Source organism: Tetragenococcus solitarius NBRC 100494 (assembly GCF_001544195.1).
GTDB classification, from domain to species: Bacteria; Bacillota; Bacilli; order Lactobacillales; family Enterococcaceae; genus Tetragenococcus; species Tetragenococcus solitarius.
The window spans coordinates 1-21,974 of sequence record NZ_BCPY01000040.1 but is presented as its reverse complement, the minus strand read 5'-3'; the positions used below and the strand labels follow the sequence as shown (position 1 = coordinate 21,974).

Annotated in this window: 16 protein-coding genes; all 16 read left to right on the top strand. The window is 32.1% G+C overall.

From position 1 onward, the window contains the following. Positions 1-385: CDP-glycerol glycerophosphotransferase family protein (locus TS1_RS10235; protein WP_174519341.1), on the top strand; the 385-nt coding region annotated here is incomplete at its 5' end. A 9-nt stretch (positions 386-394) separates the two neighbouring features. Continuing rightward, positions 395-3,511, top strand: coding sequence for a CDP-glycerol glycerophosphotransferase family protein (locus TS1_RS10230; protein ID WP_068710414.1), 3,117 nt, complete (start codon positions 395-397; stop codon positions 3,509-3,511). 20 nt (positions 3,512-3,531) lie between these two features. Continuing rightward, positions 3,532-5,430, top strand: a complete 1,899-nt coding sequence (locus TS1_RS10225) for a glycosyltransferase (RefSeq protein WP_068710413.1) — start codon at positions 3,532-3,534, stop codon at positions 5,428-5,430. Between the two features lie 758 nt (positions 5,431-6,188). Further along, the gene (locus tag TS1_RS10215; RefSeq protein WP_068710411.1) at positions 6,189-6,671 is read left to right on the top strand and encodes an acyltransferase; all 483 of its coding nucleotides are present in this window, start codon (positions 6,189-6,191) and stop codon (positions 6,669-6,671) included. A 60-nt stretch (positions 6,672-6,731) separates the two neighbouring features. Next, complete coding sequence (locus tag TS1_RS10210) at positions 6,732-10,064, top strand: CDP-glycerol glycerophosphotransferase family protein (RefSeq protein ID WP_068710410.1); 3,333 nt, start codon at positions 6,732-6,734, stop codon at positions 10,062-10,064. A 61-nt stretch (positions 10,065-10,125) separates the two neighbouring features. After that, entirely contained in the window at positions 10,126-11,922 is a 1,797-nt protein-coding gene (locus tag TS1_RS10205; RefSeq protein ID WP_068710409.1) for a glycosyltransferase family protein, read from the top strand. Between the two features lie 98 nt (positions 11,923-12,020). Continuing rightward, positions 12,021-13,514 (top strand): hypothetical protein, encoded by a 1,494-nt coding sequence (locus TS1_RS10200; protein WP_068710408.1) that lies wholly within the window; start codon positions 12,021-12,023, stop codon positions 13,512-13,514. Between the two features lie 126 nt (positions 13,515-13,640). Next, on the top strand, positions 13,641-14,813 hold the full coding sequence (gene mltG, locus TS1_RS10195) for an endolytic transglycosylase MltG (protein WP_068710407.1): 1,173 nt from the start codon (positions 13,641-13,643) through the stop codon (positions 14,811-14,813). Positions 14,814-14,952: 139 nt separating this feature from the next. After that, the gene (greA, locus tag TS1_RS10190; protein WP_068710406.1) at positions 14,953-15,435 is read left to right on the top strand and encodes a transcription elongation factor GreA; all 483 of its coding nucleotides are present in this window, start codon (positions 14,953-14,955) and stop codon (positions 15,433-15,435) included. Between the two features lie 119 nt (positions 15,436-15,554). Next, positions 15,555-16,286 (top strand): cell wall-active antibiotics response protein LiaF, encoded by a 732-nt coding sequence (gene liaF, locus TS1_RS10185; RefSeq protein WP_068710405.1) that lies wholly within the window; start codon positions 15,555-15,557, stop codon positions 16,284-16,286. Beyond that, positions 16,283-17,362 carry a sensor histidine kinase gene (locus tag TS1_RS10180; protein WP_068710404.1) on the top strand — a complete coding sequence of 360 codons (1,080 nt, stop codon included), beginning with the start codon at positions 16,283-16,285 and terminating at the stop codon, positions 17,360-17,362. The genes liaF and TS1_RS10180 overlap by 4 nt, the downstream gene beginning before the upstream one ends. Further along, positions 17,359-17,988: a response regulator transcription factor gene (locus TS1_RS10175; protein WP_068710403.1), complete on the top strand. Its 630-nt coding sequence runs from the start codon at positions 17,359-17,361 to the stop codon at positions 17,986-17,988. The genes TS1_RS10180 and TS1_RS10175 overlap by 4 nt, the downstream gene beginning before the upstream one ends. An 11-nt stretch (positions 17,989-17,999) precedes the next feature. Beyond that, positions 18,000-18,665, top strand: coding sequence for a potassium channel family protein (locus TS1_RS10170; RefSeq protein WP_068710402.1), 666 nt, complete (start codon positions 18,000-18,002; stop codon positions 18,663-18,665). Between the two features lie 12 nt (positions 18,666-18,677). Beyond that, positions 18,678-18,971 (top strand): HesB/YadR/YfhF family protein, encoded by a 294-nt coding sequence (locus tag TS1_RS10165; protein ID WP_068710401.1) that lies wholly within the window; start codon positions 18,678-18,680, stop codon positions 18,969-18,971. A 110-nt stretch (positions 18,972-19,081) separates the two neighbouring features. Continuing rightward, positions 19,082-20,935: an LTA synthase family protein gene (locus TS1_RS10160; RefSeq protein WP_068710400.1), complete on the top strand. Its 1,854-nt coding sequence runs from the start codon at positions 19,082-19,084 to the stop codon at positions 20,933-20,935. 90 nt (positions 20,936-21,025) lie between these two features. Further along, positions 21,026-21,967, top strand: a complete 942-nt coding sequence (locus tag TS1_RS10155) for a glycosyltransferase family 2 protein (RefSeq protein WP_068710399.1) — start codon at positions 21,026-21,028, stop codon at positions 21,965-21,967. Positions 21,968-21,974 lie beyond the last annotated feature (7 nt).

Below are 21,974 nucleotides of genomic sequence, written 5' to 3'. Positions count from 1 at the left end.
AAATTTTGGTTTAAAAAGTGACCGTATTACCTTAAAAGAATTTCAAAATATCAAGGTAAATGAAGAAATCATGGAAGCATCCTTAATGATTAGTGATTACTCTTCTGTAACATGGGATATGTTCTTTATGAAAAAACCAGTGTTGTTCTATCAATTTGATTATGAAAAATATGAACAATACGAAGGTAGTTATATTGATATGGAAACTCAATTATTTGGAGAGCGGGCCTTGAATAAGCAGGAGCTCGTTCATTTAGTAGATGAATATGCACAACATGATTTTCAATTAAAACCTTACTATGAAAAATTGCATAGTGAGTATTTTAAATATACAGATCATAATAACTCAAAAAGAATTTTTGATGCGATTGAGGATCTGAATTAGGAGGTAAAAATGAACCACATTGAAATACGATTTCAAAATGGAAATAATATATTTATGATGCCAACAATGATGGCCAATCAAATAGAGTCTGTGTTGGTTGATGATAAAAGTGTACTGTTTGTTAAAAATACATTAGATAACGATAAAACAGAAGTGCTACTTGAGTTTAATGAAAATTTTCCAATAGGAGTTTTTTTTAACCTGAAGTTTCTAGATAAAGAAAATCAAGTTATTAAGATTCAAACGAATAAGGAAAGATTGGTTCCTTTTTTTGGGAAAATACAAGGCGTTATTAAATTAGAAAATAATACCATACAAGTAAAATTTTTTCATTTTAATGAGTTATTTAAACAATTGCAAAATGCTCCAACAATACAAATAGAAAATATGGATGCATTAGATAAGAATGGTTGGGAAAGAAAAGCATTAAGTGATAGCTTTGATTTGCTAGTCATTGCCACACAAAAAGATCTGTTAGTTCAACATATTATGCCCTTAATTTATGAGAAGGATAAAATCATTATTCCTTCTGACTATCTAACGGGTATTTTTGACTTAGAACCTATTATTTTAAAAAATGAGCACGTTTTCCGAATATCACAAAGTCCTAGTGTAACAGATAGTTACAAATTGTCGATGAGAAAGAGACAAAACTACTTAGGGTCTTTAGATAATGAGATTAATTACAAAGGACAGGAATATAGCAAATTATTGTTCAGCATTACAAATGTTTTTCCTATAATCAATGTTTTTCTTTTAACTGATCATTTTTTTATAAAAGGACAATGGTCTAAAGAAACAAAAACAGTTTTAGTAGATAATTTACTTAGTGATAACATGCAAATTGCTTATTTATTAATACAAGTAGACAATGGCTTTTATATTAAAGATTTATCAGATATTACTGTTGATGGAAAAAAAGTTGCTTCGACTTATGTGGATTTAACAAAGTATAACTTTAATAAGAATCAATTAAGGCAAAGTTTACCGCTTTCAATAAAAGATATTAATATAGAAGATACTTATTTGCAGTTTTCTTTAAACGATGTAATGGAGAATCCTATTCATAGTAAAACTCCTTTTTTACTAATCAAACAAAGAAAAAAAAATAAAATTTACTATATACATGGGGAAAGAAAATCAAGTTCCTTCTATTTCAATTTTTGTTTTCTATTAAATGAACTTGAAAACAAAAATGGCATAAGATGGGATTTGTATTTACTAGATAACTTTAAAAGTACGATAAGTTACCAACTAGGGGTTTTTGGGGAGACTATTTTGAAGAAACCAGCACGCTTTTTTCCTCCATTTAGACAACGTTTTGAAAATAACTCAACGTATAAACAATATACACGCTTATATATAACTATGAACAATGAATTGGCCTTAGTAAAAAATAATATATCTAACCTTATAAAAGAAGAATATAAATTAAAAGCCAAAATTGTTGGATTTAAAATGAAAAGAAATGTAGTTAACTTAAAAGTAGATATAATATCCCCTTATATTAGGGATATAGAAATAAAGGCTTTGGAGCTTATCCAAAGGAACAAAGATGAACTAAATGTCCGAGAGTACCCTATAGAAGTCATTGGTAGTTTTAATGGTAAAATCACAATAGAAAGTACAATAGATTTAAAAATATCAAGGTTAATGCCTTTATATTGGGATATTTACATTTCAGTTATCAACGAGGAGAAGAGATATTCTGTCAAAATAAGTTCTGTAGCTCAAAAGATTGCTTGGGATGTTAATCAAACAATTTCTAAGTATCAATACAATATTAATGATAAAGATATTGTATATCCGTATATAACACTATCAAATTACCTCTCATTTACTTACAGAGAAAAAGAATTTTATGAAAATCGGTATTATTTGTTAAAAGAAAACTTAGCCTACTTATATGTACAACTTTTTTACAAACGTTTTGCTAAAAGAGAAATATGGCTTGCATTTGAAAAATTGGCTGTTTCTGCCCATGATAGTGGCTATTATTTCTTTGACTATGTCTATAAAAATAATAAACATGATGAATTTTATTATATTATTCAAAAAGATTCTCCTGAATTAAAAAATCTTACTGACAAAAAAGATAAGGTTATTTATTTTATGACCTTTAAATATTTTGTCTATATGTTTGCTGCAAAGTTGCTAATTTCTTCAGATACCAAAAGAAACAGCTATAACTTAAAATTGAAAAAAAGTAAGCTTGCAAGAGCATTAACAAATAAAAAAATAGTTTACTTACAACATGGTGTCAACGGCTTAAAGAGGGTTCCCGATTTCCATAAGAATAGAGGAGTTTTTGATCTTGTTATTGCTCCTTCTAACTTTGAAAAACAAATGATTATTGAAGATTGGGGCTATGATGAATCAGAAGTTGTTGCTACTGGTTTAGCAAGGTGGGATGGCTTAGTTGATAAAACTGATCAGATTCCGTATAAACAAATTTTTATAATGCCTACCTGGCGAACGTGGATGGATGGTATGGAAAGAGAAAAATTTGTAGAAAGTGAATATTTTGAAAAGTATAATAAACTTCTTTCTTCAAAAAAACTTCACTATTTATTAGAGAAGTATAATGTGAAAGTGAAATTTTTCTTGCATCCTAAGTTTCGTGATTACATTGATTTATTTGATAGTAATTCTCCAAATATTGAAAAATTTGGCTTTCTTGAAACACCGCTGGACGAAATGATAATGAAGAGTTCACTAATGATATCTGATTATTCTAGCGTTATATGGGAAATGTTTTACCTACAAAAGCCTTGCGTTTTTTTCCATTTTGATAAAAATAAATACTTAGAATATGAAGGTTCCTATATGAACTTTGACACAGATTTATTTGGCGATGTAGCCTATGAGACGGATCAACTGGTTAATATTATTGAGGAGTATATCTATAATGGATTTGAAGAAAAAGAACAATATGCAGAAATGAGAAACAAATATTTTACTTTTATGGATCACCATAACTCCGAACGTATTTATAAAGCTATTGAAGAAAATAGAGATTGGCTGGTCAGTGATTCATTAAAAATACCAAAATTTAAATTTAGTCATTTTATCCCTTATAGACTAAGAAGAAAATTACTTGACTGGAAAAACAAAGTTTTGAATTAAAAATATTAAGGAGCTTAGTAATGAAAAATAATCGTAATTTATTTTATTTGGCGAACTCATTTAGTGAAGATTCTGGAGGTAGAACGCAAGCGACATTTACAAGAGCTAAAATGTTATCAGATGTCTCTGCAAATTCATTTATTTTGACTTTTAATTTTAAAAGAGATTATGGTGAAATATATCATGTAGTTAAAGAAAAAAGGGGTATACCTTCATCAATAACTTTCTTAAATATGTTTGAATTCTTTGCGGGAGAAGAACTTTATAATAACAGGGAAGAACAACCAGCTTTTTTTAATAAGGACTCCCAATTTATTTACGAATTTATTGCAAAAAAAAACGCCTATAAAGTTTATAATAAGGGAGTACAGTTCTGTTATATACAATTAGATAAATATGGCACTTGTATATATAAAGATTTTTTTGATGATAAAAAAAGAAAAATAAAAAGAGAAACTTATGATTACTATGGAAAACTTAAATTGATAACATATTTAAATATGTTAACTAAGAAACCTCTTAGAAAAATTTATTATACAAATAAGCAAAGAGCGTATCTTTGTATTGATTATGATAGAGAAAACTTCAATACAAAACAATGTATTGTTTATGATAAAGATGAAAAGCCTTGTAAAGTATTTTTAAATGAACTAGAAATGGCTAAGTATTGGATTGCCAATTTAAATGCGTTGTATTTAAATAGCATATTCTTTGTTGAAGATAGAAAGTTAGATGAGGTTGTAACAAATAACAGCTATTCTAGCAAAAAAATTAATTCTATCGCTGTAATCCATAGTAGTCATTTGAAAGCACCTTATAATTTTGGTGCTAAAATTAATCGGTTTAATGGGGATTTATTGAAAGACACTTCTAATTATTCTGCAGTAGTCTTACTTACCGAACAGCAGTTAAAACATGTTAGGAATCAGTTTGGATTGCAGCCTAATTTATATCATATACCTCATGTTAAGGTTGAACAGAAGAAAAGTTATCATGAAGAAAAAGATATATATAAAATAGTTGTAATATCTAGATTCGTAAAGATAAAGCGCATCATGGATATTTTAAAAGCTTTTAAAATAGTTGTTGAAAAAGTTCCCAATATAAAGTTAGAAATTTGGGGATCAGGCGAAGAAGAAGAAAAATACAAAAAATTTATTGAAGAGAATCAACTACAAGAAGTAGTTTTTATAAAAGGATATACTAATTATCCTCATGAAGTATTTTATTCAGCTGGTTTGTCAGTTATTACTTCAGAATATGAGGGTTTTGGAATGACCATTTTAGAAAGTATGACTAATCAGACACCGGTTATAGCTTATGATTTTAACTATGGACCGAAAGAATTAATAGATGACGGTATTAATGGTTATATTGTTGAAAATGGAAATATAAATGAATTAGCTAATCAAATCATAGAAATATATAATGGTAAAAATGATTTAAAAAGTATAGGAATAGCAGCTAAAGAAAAAGCTACCATGTTTAATGAAGCTATAATAAAAAAAAGATGGTTACAAATGATAAATGATGTTGAGAACCGTCCTTTTAATTTAGATTATAAAAGCTTAAGGCAGGTAGTACTACTTTCAGAAATAAAAGATATCTATAAAAATGAAGATGAAAATGACATTGAATTATGTTTTACTATTCAGAATACACTAACAGTAGGTTTGCCAAATGAAAAATATTATCTTTATATATCTAATTATTACAATTTAGAGCAAATTGGTAATCGGTATTTTGAACTTCAAGTCGTAGAAAATTCAAAAGAAAATTTTGAAATCTTAAAGGGCTGTTTAACAATAGAAAAAACTATTTACTATGAATTAAAAGAATTGGACCCTAAATTTTCATTAGGAATTAAAAACAAAGAAAATTTCTATTTTATAGATATCATTGGGACTCAAACGATCTAATATTATAGAGCCAAACAACCTAGCTACATTATCAGTACAGATGATGACGTAGCTAGGTTGTTTTTTAATAAAATAACGCTGAGAATTAATAAGTGCTAGTCTTTTATTTTAATTTAAAATACCTATACAGCTCTTTATAATAACAATATTTTTTATAAAATGTTATACTATATTAAACTTAAACGAATGGTCAGCGGAGTTTTTAGTATTTCTTTTTTTAAACTTTTGTGAATTTTTGTTATAAAATATTTAAGCTCAATTAATATTTGATTAAAATAAATTGAAGCTTAAAATAACAAAATTTTCTCTGTTACAATTTGTTTAGTAATTTAAAAAGTATCCTTTGTCTCTTTTTACATCGTTTTTTATGTAAGTTTATGATGGTTCTTGATGGAGAATAACTTTCTAAATGAGTAGGATTATGTGAGGTGCAAAATGGGTACGATAACATCATTCAATGAAAAGGAAAACTTAAAAAACAATTTTATTGTGTCTGAAAAAGTCAATAATATTCAATTTAAAAACTCGAAGATTATTTTTAAAGGCGAGAATAATTACGTTTTTCTCGATAAAGATGCACAATTGACCAATACTACGGTAACCTTTCATGGCAATAATTCCGTATTATATATCAAAAAAACAAGGAATAACAAAATTGATTTAAAAGCTACATTATATAATCTTCTTTTCTTTTTTTTGATGAGGGTTGTTCCTTCAATAAATCATTATTTGTCATTGCTTCTGAAGCAAAAGATATTATGATCGGCAAAGATGTGATGTTTTCTTCTGGATGCTGGATTCGCAATTCTGATGTTCATATGATATATGACGAGCAGCAAGAACGGATTAATGAAAGTAAAAGCATACTTATAGGAGATCATGTATGGGTGGGACAAGATGTTTCTATTTTAAAAGGCTCATGCATTGGTTCAGGAGCAGTTTTGGGACTGGGGTCGATCGTTGCTAAGAGGGTAAAATCCAATAGTATTAATGTAGGTAACCCGCTTAAACAAACCAAAGAAAATGTTTTCTGGGATAGGCAATCTTCCCATTTCTTTACTGAAGAAAAGACAAAACAACATCGTTTTTATGAGGATGACCCTTCACTATTTATGTTTAGCGGAACAAATAATTTAAAACAATGGCAAGATATTATCAGCAAAAAGCCTAATTTTGTGAGTGTGACCGAGATTAAAACTTTTATAAATAGAATTACGAAATTAGAGCCAATGATTATATAACGAACTAGGTTAAAGAGAGTCGCTAACTTAAAATTATTTGTTATTGGAAGGAACATAGCCATGAATAACTTAAAATATTTTGTAGAAGATAATGAATTAATTATCGAATTTACAAGTAACAAAGCAGCTTATGAATATATCATCGCTTTAAAGCGCGATGAGAGTCAATTTGAGTTTCAGCTTATGAAATATGAAGAATATGACAATTACAATTTTTATCAATTTTCTTGTTCTTTATTCGAATTTGCTAAATTTTTGCAGGAAAAAGAAAATGCAGTCTTTATTTATGATGAAAATGGGGATGTTATGGATGATGAGGAGGAAAATGAGCAAGAAGGCGAAGAGAAGAAAGGTTATAAGTTTATTCTCACAGCTAATTATCTAGAGTATAATGAAGATACAGATACAAGTAAACGCATAGACCAAATAGTTAAACTAAATAAGAAAAAATGGTCATTGTCTAATTTAAATCATGTGTTTGATAAACAAAGCGGCTTAGTTTTCGTTCCTTACATTACTAAAAAAGGAGCTTTGGCTCTTTTAATCAACAAAGAACTTGCGGATGCTCATTATTATCGTCGGAAAACGATCTCTAAAATGAAAGTGACGGAAGAGAAATTATCCTTGCAGGGAAATTTGACGACGCGTTTTTTTGATATTGAATCGGGGGAGATTCAATTAATCGAAAGAGGAGGAGATCAGTCAATTAGTTTTCCTGTATCAATCTTTCAAAACAAAGATCAAAAAGAAAATGCTTTTGCTCGTAGGCACCACTTTAGTTGGCAGCTATCTATCGATGAAATAAAAACATATTTAGAACAGCTTACTAAAAAGGAAGAGTTAAGCATTGATTTTTTCTTTGTTTTAACATTAAAGGGAACAGACCAAATTGTAAGATTTCGAGTGGGAAATCCAAGGTTTCTTACCAACTATTTCATGAAAGGCGAAATGGCTGTTTTTTCTAAAGAAGCGAATCGCTGGCTTTCAGCGGTTCCTTATTTTACCCTTAAAGGGATTAACTTATCATTAACTTACAATCAATATAAAAAAGACGCGTATGATTATTTTCGTCAGCATAAAAAGAATTGGAAAGGTGTTAAAAAAGCAGCTAAAGGACTCTCTGTTTGGATTGTCGGAGAGCGTTCTTATAAAGCACAAGATAATGGCTATCATTTTTTCAAGTATTTACGTACGATGCATCCAGAAATTGATGCTTATTATGTGATTCAAAAGGATTCGCCAGAGCGTAAACATGTGGAACCTTTTGGCAATGTGATTGATTTTGGTTCTAAAGAACACTTTGAAAAGGTTATTCAAGCGGATTATATCTGTGGCACACATCACCCAGATTCGTTATACCCCATTCGTAGTAAAGAATATATTAAGAATATCTCAGCTAAAAAAGTTTTCCTACAGCATGGGGTATTCGGTACTAAAAATATTACGCCTATCTATGCAAAATGGGTGAATGAATTCTATACAGACTTATTTATTACTAGTTCTGAAAAAGAACGTAGAATTGCTATTGTAGATATGGGTTATCGAGAAGATGAAGTCGTAGCTACAGGGTTATCCCGTTTTGAAACTTTATTTAAAGACGACCTTCCTTTAAAAAGACAAGCGTTAATTATCCCTACTTGGCGTGACTGGATTACCAATAATCAAATCTTTGAGAAAAGTGATTATTTCAAACGTCTTGAGGAGTTACTCTTTGATCCTCGGCTAAAGGAATTTTCTGAAAGCTATGATTTAGAATTAATTTTCTGCTTGCATCCCAATATGCAAGATTATATTAAATACTTTGAGAATGCGCCTGTGACAGTGATTAAACAAGGGGAACGTGACGTTCAGGATCTGATTAAAGAAAGTATGGTCATGTTAACAGATTATTCAAGTGTTGCTTTTGATTTTAGTTTTTTGCATAAGCCGATTGTTTATTACCAATTTGATCGTAGGCGGTTTTTAGGGAAGAATCCATCTCATTTAGATCTCGATAACGAATTGCCTGGCGATATTGCTTTTGATGAAGATAGCGTTATTCATGATTTATACAAAATCGCTGAAAATAATTTTAAAATGGAAGATGAGTATATAAAAAAAGCGGATCGATTTATCAAGTATCGAGACCGCCATTCAAATGATCGGATATTTGCAGCGATTCAAAGTATATCAAAACAAAATAAAATAAAAAAATTTCTTAGAGATGATCCATTAGCTTTAAAAATTTTTTCCCGTTTTAGACGCTCCCGTTATTATTTTCCAACCATGAAACTTTTTTATACATTTTTACGTCACTTCGGTAAAATAAATGATAGGCAGATCATATTTGAAAGTGGAGTTGGCAAAAGATATGAGGATAGTCCCCGTATGATTTATGAAAAAATGGTAGAAAATCAAGAGGATTTTGACTATATTTGGATTATGAATAATAATGCGCCATTAAAAGTAAATCCTGGGACAAAAATTGTAAAACGGCTCTCTCCAGATTACTATAAATATTTAGCTACTAGTAAATACTGGGTCAATAATCAAAACTTTCCAACCTATTTGACAAAACCTAAGAAGACTCGTTACTTGCAGACCTGGCATGGCACTCCTTTAAAGAAAATGCAGCATGACCAAGAACAGATTGAAGGAAGAGATGAAGGTTATCTAGCTCGTGTAACCCATGCAAAAAATCAGTGGAGTGCGTTAGTATCTCCTTCTCCTTATGCAACAAAAGTATTTCGTTCCGCTTTTCAATATAATGGACCGGTATTAGAATTAGGGTATCCGCGAAATGACGTTTTTTATACAGATGATTTGGATGAAAGAAGAGAAGATATACGACACAAGTTAAATATTCCTGATGGGAAAAGTGTCATTCTTTATACACCCACTTTTCGTGATAATGAAAAAAAAGGGAAGAAATTTGTAAGAAAAAATAAGATCAATTTTCGTATTTTTGAACGTCGTTTAGGTGAAAATTATGTACTATTAATTCGAGAACATGTGGTTGTCGCTAGTAAGTTGAAAATACCCGAAGAATTTCGGCATAATATCATCAATGTTTCAAATTACCCCAACGTTCAAGAATTAATGATTGCTTCTGACATGTTAGTGACGGATTATTCTTCTGTGATGTTTGATTATGTAAATACAAATAAGCCGATTTATTTTTATTGTTATGATTTGGACGAGTATAATAAAATGCGCGGTTTTTATTTCAACCTGGAAAAAGAAGCACCTGGTCCAATTGTGAAGAATACGTCTAATCTATTTCGCGTGATTGCTAAAAATGAGCAATACTGGAAAAAATATGGCCAGAAATATCAAGCCTTTCAAAAACGGTTTGCGCCTTTGGATGGACCTAATCGTGCAGAAAAAGTCTATAAAAAGTTTTTTAAAAGATAATTTAAAAGATATTAAAAAAACTTTATAGTTTTTCTAAAAATGGGTAAAAAGGAGAATAGCAGTGGAAGCTTCGGGACAAATAAAAATGGATGGAAAGAAAGAGAGTAATTTATCAAAAAAACAAATATTTGTTGCCTTACTTGTATTGGCTTTGGTGGCCTTTTTAATGGTCTCGCCACAACTTTATAAACATGGCATCATCCTGGGAAATGACATGATGTTTCATTTTAATCGTTTTTATGATGCTTATATGCAAATAAAAACTGGGCATTTCAATTACTTTCAATCTCTTTTTGGCTTTGATCAGTCTGGTAGAATTGTTAATGCCTTGTATGGTCCTGATTTCGCTTATTTACAAGGATTGTTAATGTTTATAACCAAAAACTGGTTTCGTTATCAATTATTAACCTCATTTCTTTGTTTTTTTATTGCAGGACTGTCGATGTTTTCTTTAGCCAGAAAAGCTGTAGTGAACTATAATTTTTCTATTTTCATTGCGCTACTTTATATGAGTAGCTCGATGGTTTCTCATTATGCTCTATCACAAAATATGACAAGTTGGGGAGCAGCTTTTATTCCTTTTGTTTATATTCCAGCTGTTAGAGTCATTAAAAATCAAAAGAAACCAATAAAACCAATTGAACTAGCACTTGCTGTAACAAGCGTTGGTTTTTTGCATAATTTAACTTTGCTTCTTGCTATCCTTTCTAGTATTCCCTTTTATATTGTTGGTTTTTTTCACGCCGAGCATAAAGGAAAAATGCTGAAAGACTTTCTTCTTGCTGTTTTATTAACAGTTTTGCTCAATATTAATACTTTAGTTGGCTTTATTGAAGTTTCTTTAACCAACCAACTTGTCTATCCTAAGTTTTTTGAGGATGTCTTGTCATACACTACCTACTTTGATATAGGAGATAATAATTATTCAAGCTTAGGAATGATTTTCTCTTGTATCATGTTGTTTCAGATTTTTTATTTGTTTTTTAATTGGAAAGATGCTTCTAATTTAGAAAAATTACTTACTAGCGTAGGTTCGTTTTTCTTAGTTCTATCAACTAATTTTGTTCCTTGGGAAGATATTGCTCGTTATACGGATTTGGTTCGTATAATTCAATTTCCAAGAAGATTTGTTCTAGTTGCCTTTGTTTTTCTATTGATTGGTTTTGCTTATAGCTTAGAAAAAATAACGAAGCGTTTAAATCAAGATAAGAAAAAAATTATTGCTTCTTTTTTATGTATAGTTACATTTTTGATGATTGCAAACGTGAATTTAGAAATATTGCGTAGTGCTGAAGTTTGGGAAAGTGATACACCTACTTCTGCAGGAAACAATGCGCCATGGGTGACTGCAAAAGATGCAGATGCATTGCGTAAGGGATTTACTGATGGAAAATACGAAGATGCTTTTAAAGTAATTAAAAAACCTACTCCTGATTATTTACCTTTATTAAATAACACTACTCAAGAAGAGTTAGAAGAACAAGGCGGCTATAAAATGTATGATGAACAAATCATTCATAATAAACTTGATGTGTCAAAAACGATTGATAACAAAAATCAATTGGTCTTGGCATGGAAAAGTAAGGAAAATCGAGAAGATATTTTGCCTGTTATTGCTTATGAACGAAGTAAGATCGCCTTTAATGGGAATAACTACAGCACAGGGCAAGTCAAAAAAACAGCCTTGGGCGCGCCTGTTGTTCAATCAAAAATCGGCACAAATAAATTTGTCATCGGCTATAAACCACTAGTAAATATGTCAGTATTATGGATTATTAAGTTTACTGTGATAGGGTTATTGATTGTTTTGTTCATTATAAAAGTCATACGAAGTTTTCTTGCTTTTGGTCAAAAATAAAGTATGATATGTCTATTTATATAAAACTTTAGCAATAAGTAAATAGCATTTACTAGTTTATTTCAAAGCTAGTAAGTTGCCCTAAGGGGAAGTTATTAATGGAAAATAATGGGGGTACAAAGAGTAGGGCAGTAAAAAAAAGAAAAGGGCGCGAAAAAAGAGAACAAAAAGAGAAAAGAAACTTTTTAATATTATTTGGCATATTTACTTTTTATTTTTTAATTGCCTGGTTATTAATTCCTTCTGGAGATGACTGGGCTTGGGGAAAAGAGATTGGTCAAGCTCGTCTTGCCAATCATTTTGAAGCTTATAATGGTCGTTATTTCGGTAATATTATTGAAATAATTATAACGCGTAGTCTATTTGCGCGTTTATTTATCTATTCAATAATTAATACCGGAATTGTTTTTTTAATGAGAAAAATTTCAAATCATAAAATCACTTATATTTTCTGTTTTTTGCTTATTTTACTTATTCCTGTTAGTTTTTATAGTCAAACTTATGGTTGGCTAGCCGGATTTGCGAATTATAATACTTCCACTTTCTTTTTTCTATGGCTTATTTTCTTGGTTAAAAAAAATAAAGTTACTTTTCTTTCTCTAACTGCTATTTTTATTTTGTCCATGCTAACCCAATTATTTATTGAAAACATCTCTATTTCAAGTATTTTAATTGCGATTATTGGATTAGCAATTGCGGTTTTTTTCAAAGAATCGATTTTGCCTTACCTTAGTTGGTTATTAGGAGCCATTAGCGGGGCTATAATCATGTTTTCGAACAGTGCTTACCACATAGAAGGGAATATGCGAGGTTTTTCAAATGCCGATGTTCATACTTTCAGTGTTCGATTGTTAACGGATTGGACGGAACTATATGTTAAACAAAATGCTTTGCTCTTAGTTTTATTTAGTATTGTGATGTATTTATTGATAGAAAATAAAAACTTAGGAATATTTATATTTTTCTTTTTTCCGTCTGGTTATTTTGCTTTGCGTTATTTAATGAACATAACATGGCGACAGCAATCCATGTTTGCGTTAGTGATTGAATTACTTTTAATTTTGATCTTTTTAGCAACATTAGCTATTACTATTGGTAAATCCTCTATTCCACTTTCTGGCAAACGTCATTTTTTCAGTTATATAACCATCTCCTTACTGCTGGTTGCTCCTTTTTTGATTGTTACCCCTTACGGTCCAAGAAATATTTTAACTTCCTTCGTTTTTTTAGGGTTAGCTTTGTTTGAGTTAATAAGCTATATAAAAATTAACTTAGAAAGCCAGCTGGTAAAAAAAATAAGCTTACTGTTTATTTTTTGCATAAGTATCTTTTTTATTGGAATGCATGGGTTAAATAAATATGAGGAAAATCAACGTATCGCTCAGCTAAAACAAGATGTCGCTTTAGGTCAAAAAGAAGTAGAATTAAATAGATTACCCTATGAGTTTATTGGTCATGATTTAACGCCGCCTGATGGGAGTGTGCAAAGTGATCGGCAAAAGAAGTACCATAATATCTCTATAGATACGAAATTTAAAATTACTGGTTACCATGATTCTGCATTAGATAATTTATTGGAGAAGCAGCAATAATGGGAAACTTATTTTTAAAGTTTAATGTAGATAAAAAGAAAGAAAATGCTAAAAAATATTTTCTTTAGCTATACTTTCAGGTATAATAGGACGAGTTAGAAACAAGAAAAATTAGGGGGCGTTGTTTTGAGTGACGAAAATCAATCAAAAGACAACCAAACTTCAAATAAAAGTAAAAATGGAAAAACAACTAATAAACCAAAAGATGTAAAAAAGCGCAAAATTCGTAAAAGAAAAGAAGACCGGATTGTTCATAAGATTGTTTTGGTCATTATTTTAGCTTTAGTCGTTGTAGGGTTAATTTTTGGTTTTTCTACTTATAACTATGTGAAGTCTAGTATTAAACCATTGAAACCAAATAGTGAACAGTCCGTTTCTGTAACGATTCCTAATGGTTCTTCGAACAAAATGATCGGAGAGATTTTAGAAAAAGAACATGTGATTAAAAGCGGCATGGTCTTTAACTATTATATGAAATTTAATAATCAGGACGGTTTTCAAGCAGGAGAGTATGTATTTTCTCCAAGTATGTCACTTAATGAAATCGCAAGTAGCTTAAAAGAGGGTGAAAGTGGCGTTAATCAAGCGAAAATCACTGTTCCTGAAGGATATGATGTTGAACAAATTGCCGCAGAACTTGCTAAACAAACTGAGTTTAGTAAGGACGACTTTCTTGACCTGATGAAAGACCAAGATTTCTTCAATGAACTAAAAGAGGAATATCCAGAGTTACTGAGTGATGCAGCCAAAGCTCAAGATGTTCGTTATCGTCTTGAAGGATATCTGTTCCCGGCAACTTATGATTATCAACCAGATATGAAGCTAAAAGATTTAGTAAAACAAATGGTTGCCACTACTGATGGTGTTATGGAAAATTATTATGATGAAATTAAAGATTCTGATTTAAATGTGCAAGAAACATTGACAATTGCTTCTTTAGTCGAAAAAGAAGGGGTAACAGAAGACGACCGTAAGCAAATCGCTCAAGTTTTCTTCAATCGTACAGAAGCCAATATGCCGTTACAATCAGATATTTCTATACTGTATGCTTTAGGTGAACACAAAGAAACAGTTACTTATGAAGATTTGGAGGTTGACTCACCATATAACTTGTATCAAAATATTGGCTATGGTCCAGGACCATTTGATAATCCAAGTGAAGATTCGATTGATGCTGTTTTGAACCCGACAGACAATGACTACTACTATTTCGTAGCTGACACGTCTACTGGCAAGGTTTATTACGCTAAAACTTATGAAGAACACAATGAGTTGATTGAAAAGTATATGGATAACTAAAAAACGTTTACAAAATAAAACCGATTTTAGGTTTACAATTTAAAAAAATAGTGGTAATCTTTTGTGGACTTGAAAAGATTACCATTATTTCTTTTTTTAAAATTCGTAAAAGAAATAATTTATGAAGGAGAATTTAATTATGGCAGAGGAAAAAGTTTACCCAATGACACCGGAGGGTAAAAAACAATTAGAAGAAGAATTAGAAGAATTAAAAACAGTAAAACGGGGCGAGATTATCGAAAGAATCAAAATTGCCCGCGGCTTTGGGGATCTTTCGGAAAACTCGGAGTATGAGTCAGCTAAAGATGAGCAAGCATTTGTTGAAGGTCGTATTACCACTTTGGAGAACATGTTACGTTTTGCTCAAGTGGTCGATAGTGATGAAGTCGATAAAGATGAGGTATCTATCGGAAAGACAGTCGTATTTAAAGAATTACCCGATGAAGAAGAAGAAGAATACAAAATTGTAGGTAGTGCTGAATCAGATCCTTTTTCTGGCAAGATTTCCAATGATTCGCCGATTGCTCAAGCATTGATTGGTAAAAAAGAAGGCGATAAAGTAACCATTGAAATACCTAACGGCAATATGGAAGTAAAAATTGTCAGCGTAAAAGATAGCTAGAATGAAAATAGGAATGGACCTTGCAGGTTTATTCCTATTTTTTCAGTCGAAAGACGGATGAGGTTGATACCGCTTTGTAGTAAAGTAAAGGAAATAATGTATTATAGGGAGTGAATGGTGTGCGAAAACCAGGGCGGTTTTTTTTCGTTATCGAAAGTTTATTATTGTTACTTGTTATTTGGCAGACAATACAAAATCCACTTTTACTCTTCTTAATAGGCGCAGGGATTTTCTTTATTTATCTTGCTTTACGTCGAAAAAGGAAAATGAAAACTGGCAATTTTAAGCTGTTTTTGGGTATTATCCTTATTTTGTTTGGCTTTCTTAATAATCCAGCCGTTTGGCTTATGTTGGTCTTTACGATTCTTTTTATCGGTTTAAAAGGAATTGAAATCTCAGGGATAGACTTTTCTAATTATGCTTTTTGGAATAAAAAGCAAATGATTATGGTACAAACACAAGAAGCCCAAAATCATGATGGGAAGAAGAAAAAGCAACAATGGTTAGGAAATGAACGTATTGGAAACCATGTTTATGAGTGGGATGATATTAATTTAAATGTATTATCAGGAGATACAATTATCGATTTAGGAAACACCATTTTACCCAAGAATGATAATGTTGTTCTCATTAGAAAAGGAATTGGGCGGACACGTATATTGGTTCCTACAGGAATTGGAATACAATTAGATCATACCACTTTGATGGGGGCCGTTTCTTTTGAAGATTACAAAACAAAATTAAGAAACGAGTCACTTACGCTTTATAGCAAAGAATATAGTCAAAGTGCACGTCATTTAAAGATAGTGACCAATACGTTAATCGGTGATATTGAGGTGTTTCGTGTATGACAGATCGAAAGACACGAAGAAGATTGGCCGCGTTTGGAAGTCTTCTTGCTTTTTTTATGATGCTGATTATCTTGACGTTTTATATGGTAGGTGCCGGGCAAAAGCAACCTTTCTTACAAATTTTTCAAGTAAGAATTGTTTACGTACCTATTATCTTTTATGTTGTCGGAATAGCCCTTGCATGCGGGCTTATTATTCTTATTACTTTGACTTATTATCAGAAAAAAGAAATGATGCCTTTAGCAGAGAAGCTGCGTTTATTGGCTAGTGGCAATTTTGAAGATTCAATTTTAAATCACTCAGTGGTTTCTTCCGATGAAAATGAAGAGCTTGCTACTATGCATCAGGACATTTTTCAAATTAAAGAAAAAATGACGGATATATCAAGCCAGCTGCAAAGTTTAAGCACACGTCCGCAGTATATCGATGGTCAGACAAAAGAAGAGATATTAGAAAGCGAACGGCATCGATTAGCAAGAGAGCTGCACGATTCTGTCTCGCAAGAGCTGTTTGCTGCGATGATGATGATGTCAGCAGTTACAGAACAGGCGGAAAAAGCCGATATGTCCAATTCTCAACAAAAACAATTACAAATGATTTCATCGATTATTAATACTTCGCAATCAGAAATGCGAGCCTTATTGTTGCATTTGCGGCCCGTGACTTTAGAAGAGAAAAGTTTGAAAAAAGGAATCGAGCAATTATTGCGTGAATTACAAAGTAAAATCACTCTTTCAATGACTTGGGACATTGAAGATGTCGAGATTCCTCGTCATATTGAAGATCAATTGTTTCGCGTAGTACAGGAACTGCTATCAAATACACTACGTCATTCTAAAGCTAGCGAATTAGAGGTTTATCTACATTTAATTGAACAAAATGTTTTACTGCGGGTCGTTGATGATGGTGTTGGCTTTAATCCGGATCAAAAAGAAAAAGCCGGTAGTTATGGTTTGCGTAATGTCCGAGAGCGGATAGCATCGATTGGCGGAACAGTTAAAGTGATTAGCTTTAAGGGACAAGGAACAAGTATCGAAATAAAAATTCCTTTAATCAAGGAGGCTGGGAAGCAATGATAAGTGTTTTATTAGTAGACGATCATGAGATGGTGCGTTTGGGAGTATCTTCTTATTTGTTGGTACAAGATGATATTGAGGTTATTGGAGAAGCAGAAGATGGACAAGAAGGGTACGAAAAAGCAATCCAATTACGTCCAGATGTTATTTTGATGGACTTAGTTATGGACGAAATGGATGGTATCGAATCAACTCAGCTTATCTTAAAGGACTGGCCAGAGGCTAAAATTTTAATCGTTACCAGTTTTATCGATGATGAAAAAGTTTATCCTGCCATACAAGCCGGAGCTGCTGGTTATTTATTAAAGACCTCCAGTGCTGCTGAAATTGCTGAGGCCATACGGGCGACACAACGAGGAGAACGTGTGTTAGAATCAGAAGTATCCGATAAATTAATTCATCAAAAGTCCTATGAGGCTGCTCAGTTACATGAAGAATTGACAATTCGCGAAAAAGAGGTTTTAATGTTGATTGCAGAAGGAAAAAGTAATCAAGAGATTGCAAGCGAGTTGTTTATCACTTTAAAAACAGTGAAAACGCATGTGTCAAATATCTTATCAAAGTTAGAAGTTGAAGATCGCACACAAGCAGCGATCTATGCTTTTAAGCATAATTTAATCAATTAAAGGAGAACATCATGAAACAAACTTATGCGATTATTGGATTAGGGCGTTTTGGTGGGAGTATTTGCCAAACTTTGGTAGAATCAGACCAAGAAGTATTAGCGATTGATAGCAATGAAGATCGTGCGAATGCATATATGGATATTGCCACTCATGTTGTTGTAGGAAATGCTCAGGATGAGACAACGTTACGTTCTTTAGGAATTCGTAACTTCGATCAAGTCATTGTTGCCATTGGTGAGGATATTCAAGCGAGCATTTTGGTCACGCTAATGGTAAAAGAAATGGGCGTGCCAAATATTTTAGCTAAAGCTAATAATGAATATCATGCGCGTGTTTTAGAAAAAATCGGTGCAGATCGAGTGGTGCACCCAGAACGCGACATGGGTGTACGTATTGCTCATAAGATGGTTTCAAGTAATATTTTGGATTCTATTGAGTTATCCGATGAATATTCTTTGGCAGAAGTTCGTGTAAGAAATAAAAAATTCTTTAATAAGACTTTATTGGAAATGGACTTTCGCCGCCGATTTGGGCTAACTGTAGTAGCCCTTCGGCGCCGTAATGGAGATGTTATCGCTTCTCCTGCAGCAGAAGAAGTTGTGCGAGAAAATGACCACTTGCTAGTTATTGGTAATGCGGAAGAAGTTGATTTATTAGATGAAAAATTAAATGAGTAGGAAGTGTAATAAATGGAATTAACAATTACGCCAGAAGCCCTAGAATGGTTTAAAAGAGAAATTGACTTAGAAGCGGGGATGGGTATTAAATTCTTTGGAAAAGTTTATGGCAGCACGCAAGCCCATGACGGCTTTTCTATTGGAATGTCTGTTGACCGTCCAGAAAACCCGCTGATTGAAAAAGAGCTTGAAGGAATCTTGTTTTTTGCTGAAAAAGCGGATGATTGGTTTTTTAAAGGTTACAATTTAACGGTGGATTATGATGAAGGCTTAGACGAACCTAAGTATATTTTTACAGAAAGTTAGTTCGCCGCAAAGCAGGACTAAGTGTTAAAAAGCGCTTAGTCTTTTTTTAATAAATGAGCAATAATTTTTGTGGTATAATAAAAAAAAAATGTAAAAGAAAGATGTTGCTCATGTTATTTATTTTATGTCTATTAATCTTACTGTCTTATATCTCTTTAAAGAAAAATAACGAAAAAATATTCCCTAGTTTTTTTATTTTAATTATAAGTCATATCCCGCTATCGTTTGTTTTATGGCGTTTGTTTGACCGTGCTTTATTAAATTGGCCAGCGATAGTGTATGCACCAATGAGCTATCCTGAAAATACACTACTTTGTATACTTGCAGCTGTTATTATATATAGCTTATTGCAGTTGTATTTATTTGCCACAAATAAAGGATACATTGTACGCAGCAATTACTTTAATAAGCGCCAGTGGTTTACTTTTATTTTTTTGCTGATTTTTATTTTTACGGGTAGTTTAGCTTATACAAGTAGTTACTGGACAATGCATGATATGGGCAATGTTCGCTTTGACCAGATTGTTTATATCATGAGCCAGCCTTTACAAGGTACTGACCCTGAAAAAATCAGAGAGTTTGTCGCTAGACCTTTATTTATCGCTTTTGTTTTTACTGCTAGTAGTATATTAGTCATTTATTTTTTAGCGACTCATCAGTTTATTTTAAGAAAAAATCAGCCGATCAAAAAGAAAAAAGTACTGTCGCCTGTTTTTCTTTTTCTGGGAGTATTATTGTTTTCTTCAGGGTTATCTTTAGGTATCCGAGAAATCGGTTATGCGGATATGAAGGCTTATTACTTTGAAGATACTAAGATTTATGATCAATACTACGTAGATCCTGCAAAAGTCAAATTACAATTTCCTGAAAAGAAAAGGAATTTGGTTTATATTTTTCTAGAGTCGATGGAAAGTAGCTATGCTGACAAAAGTGTAGGGGGAATTGAAGATAAAAATCTTATTCCTCACTTAACTGATTTGGCTTTAAAAGAAGGAAAGCAATTTTCAAATGCTGAGTCTGGGAAACTGGGTGGGATGATGCAAATTCCAGGTGCTAATCAAACGGCAAGTTCCATGGTTGCGCAAACTTCAGGTGCGCCTTTAAGAGCTAGTAATGGTGTATTGGATATTAATAATTATGGTATGCAAGAGCCTGACTCTTTTTTCCCTGGGGTGTATAGTTTAGGCGAAGTACTGGAAAAAGAAAATTATAACCAAGTGCTACTTATGGGATCTAAAGCCGGGTTTGCTGGACGAAGAGCTTATTTCAATCAGCATGGAAACTATGGAATCCGCGACTATTATTGGGCAAAAAATCAAGGCTTAATACCTGAGGATTACTATGAATGGTGGGGTTATGAAGATGATAAATTGTTTGACTTTGCCCAAGATTCATTGACTGAACTAGCTGACAAGAAAGAACCCTTTAATTTTACCATGTTGACAGCAGATACACATTTTGAAGATGGGTATGCAACCGACCAAACGCCTAATTTGTTTAATGATCAGTATAGCAATGTGATTCATGATTCTGATAAAAAAATTGGCGAATTTCTGCAGTGGATGAAAAAACAACCTTTTTATGATAACACTACAGTTGTTTTAGTAGGGGACCATTTGACGATGGATAAAGATTTTTTTGAAGATGTTGATGCAAATTATCCAAATTATCAGCGAAGTGTCTATAATGTCTTTTTAAATACAGATAAAACATCAGCAAAAGACAACCAGCGCTTATTTAGTGCGGTAGATATGTATCCTTCTACCTTGGCTTCTTTAGGAGTAAAAATTCCAGGCGAAAGGCTTGGTCTGGGAGTGAATTTATTTTCGGATAAACAAACTTTGATGGAGAAGATGGGATATAAAAAGTTCGAACAAGAAATGACAAAGCGTTCCGATTATTATGATAAAAACTTAATGCAAGGGTCCGACTACGATGTTGAACGCAAAAAAGACCAAGAGTAAGGAGGTAGAAATTTTTTATCTATTTCCTCTTTAGAAAAAATGTTATAATTAGATAAAAAGTACTATTTATCTAAAGCAGGAGGATTTTGTATGTTATCCATTGTGGTTCCATGTTTTAATGAGCAAGAATCTCTACCCTATTTTGTAAAAGAAGTTGAAAAAATAACCTCGTCGATTTCACATTCGATTGAATATATTTTTGTCAATGATGGTTCCCAGGATGGTACGCTAAAACTTTTACGAGAATTACATCATAAGATGCCTAACCAAGTTCGGTATATTTCTTTTTCTAAAAACTTTGGTAAGGAGTCGGCTTTATATGCCGGTTTACAAGCTTCTAGGGGAGACCTAATCACAGTTATGGATGCTGATTTACAAGATCCTCCCGAGTTATTACCGCAAATGATCGAACGAATTGAATCTTCAGATATTGATTGCGTTGGAACTAGACGCCAAGATCGAGCTGGAGAACCGGTTATTCGCAGTTTCTTTGCCCGTTTGTTTTATAAATTGGTGAATAAATTTGGGGACACAGAGATGATTGATGGTGCTCGAGACTTTCGCTTGATGACACGTCAGATGGTTGATGCGATTTTGTCTATGACTGAATACAATCGTTTTTCAAAGGGGATATTTAGCTGGGTAGGATTTAATACTGAATATATTTCTTATGAAAATCGTGAACGAGTAGCAGGCAAAACTTCGTGGTCATTTTGGAGTCTGTTCAAATATTCGATTGATGGCATAGTCAATTTTTCAGATGCTCCTTTGACATTAGCAGCTTTTATCGGTGGAATTTCTTGTGTAGCAGCCATTCTTGCGCTAATTTTTATTGTTGTTCGGGCACTATTGTTTGGAGATCCGACAACTGGTTGGCCATCACTAGCTTCTATAGTTTTGCTGATGGGTGGCTTACAGTTGTTGTTTTTAGGTATCATTGGAAAATATATTGGTAAAATTTTCTTGGAAACAAAAAAACGACCCATCTATATCATAAAAGAAACAGAAAAAGATGTAAAAAAAGAAAGATGATCCATGG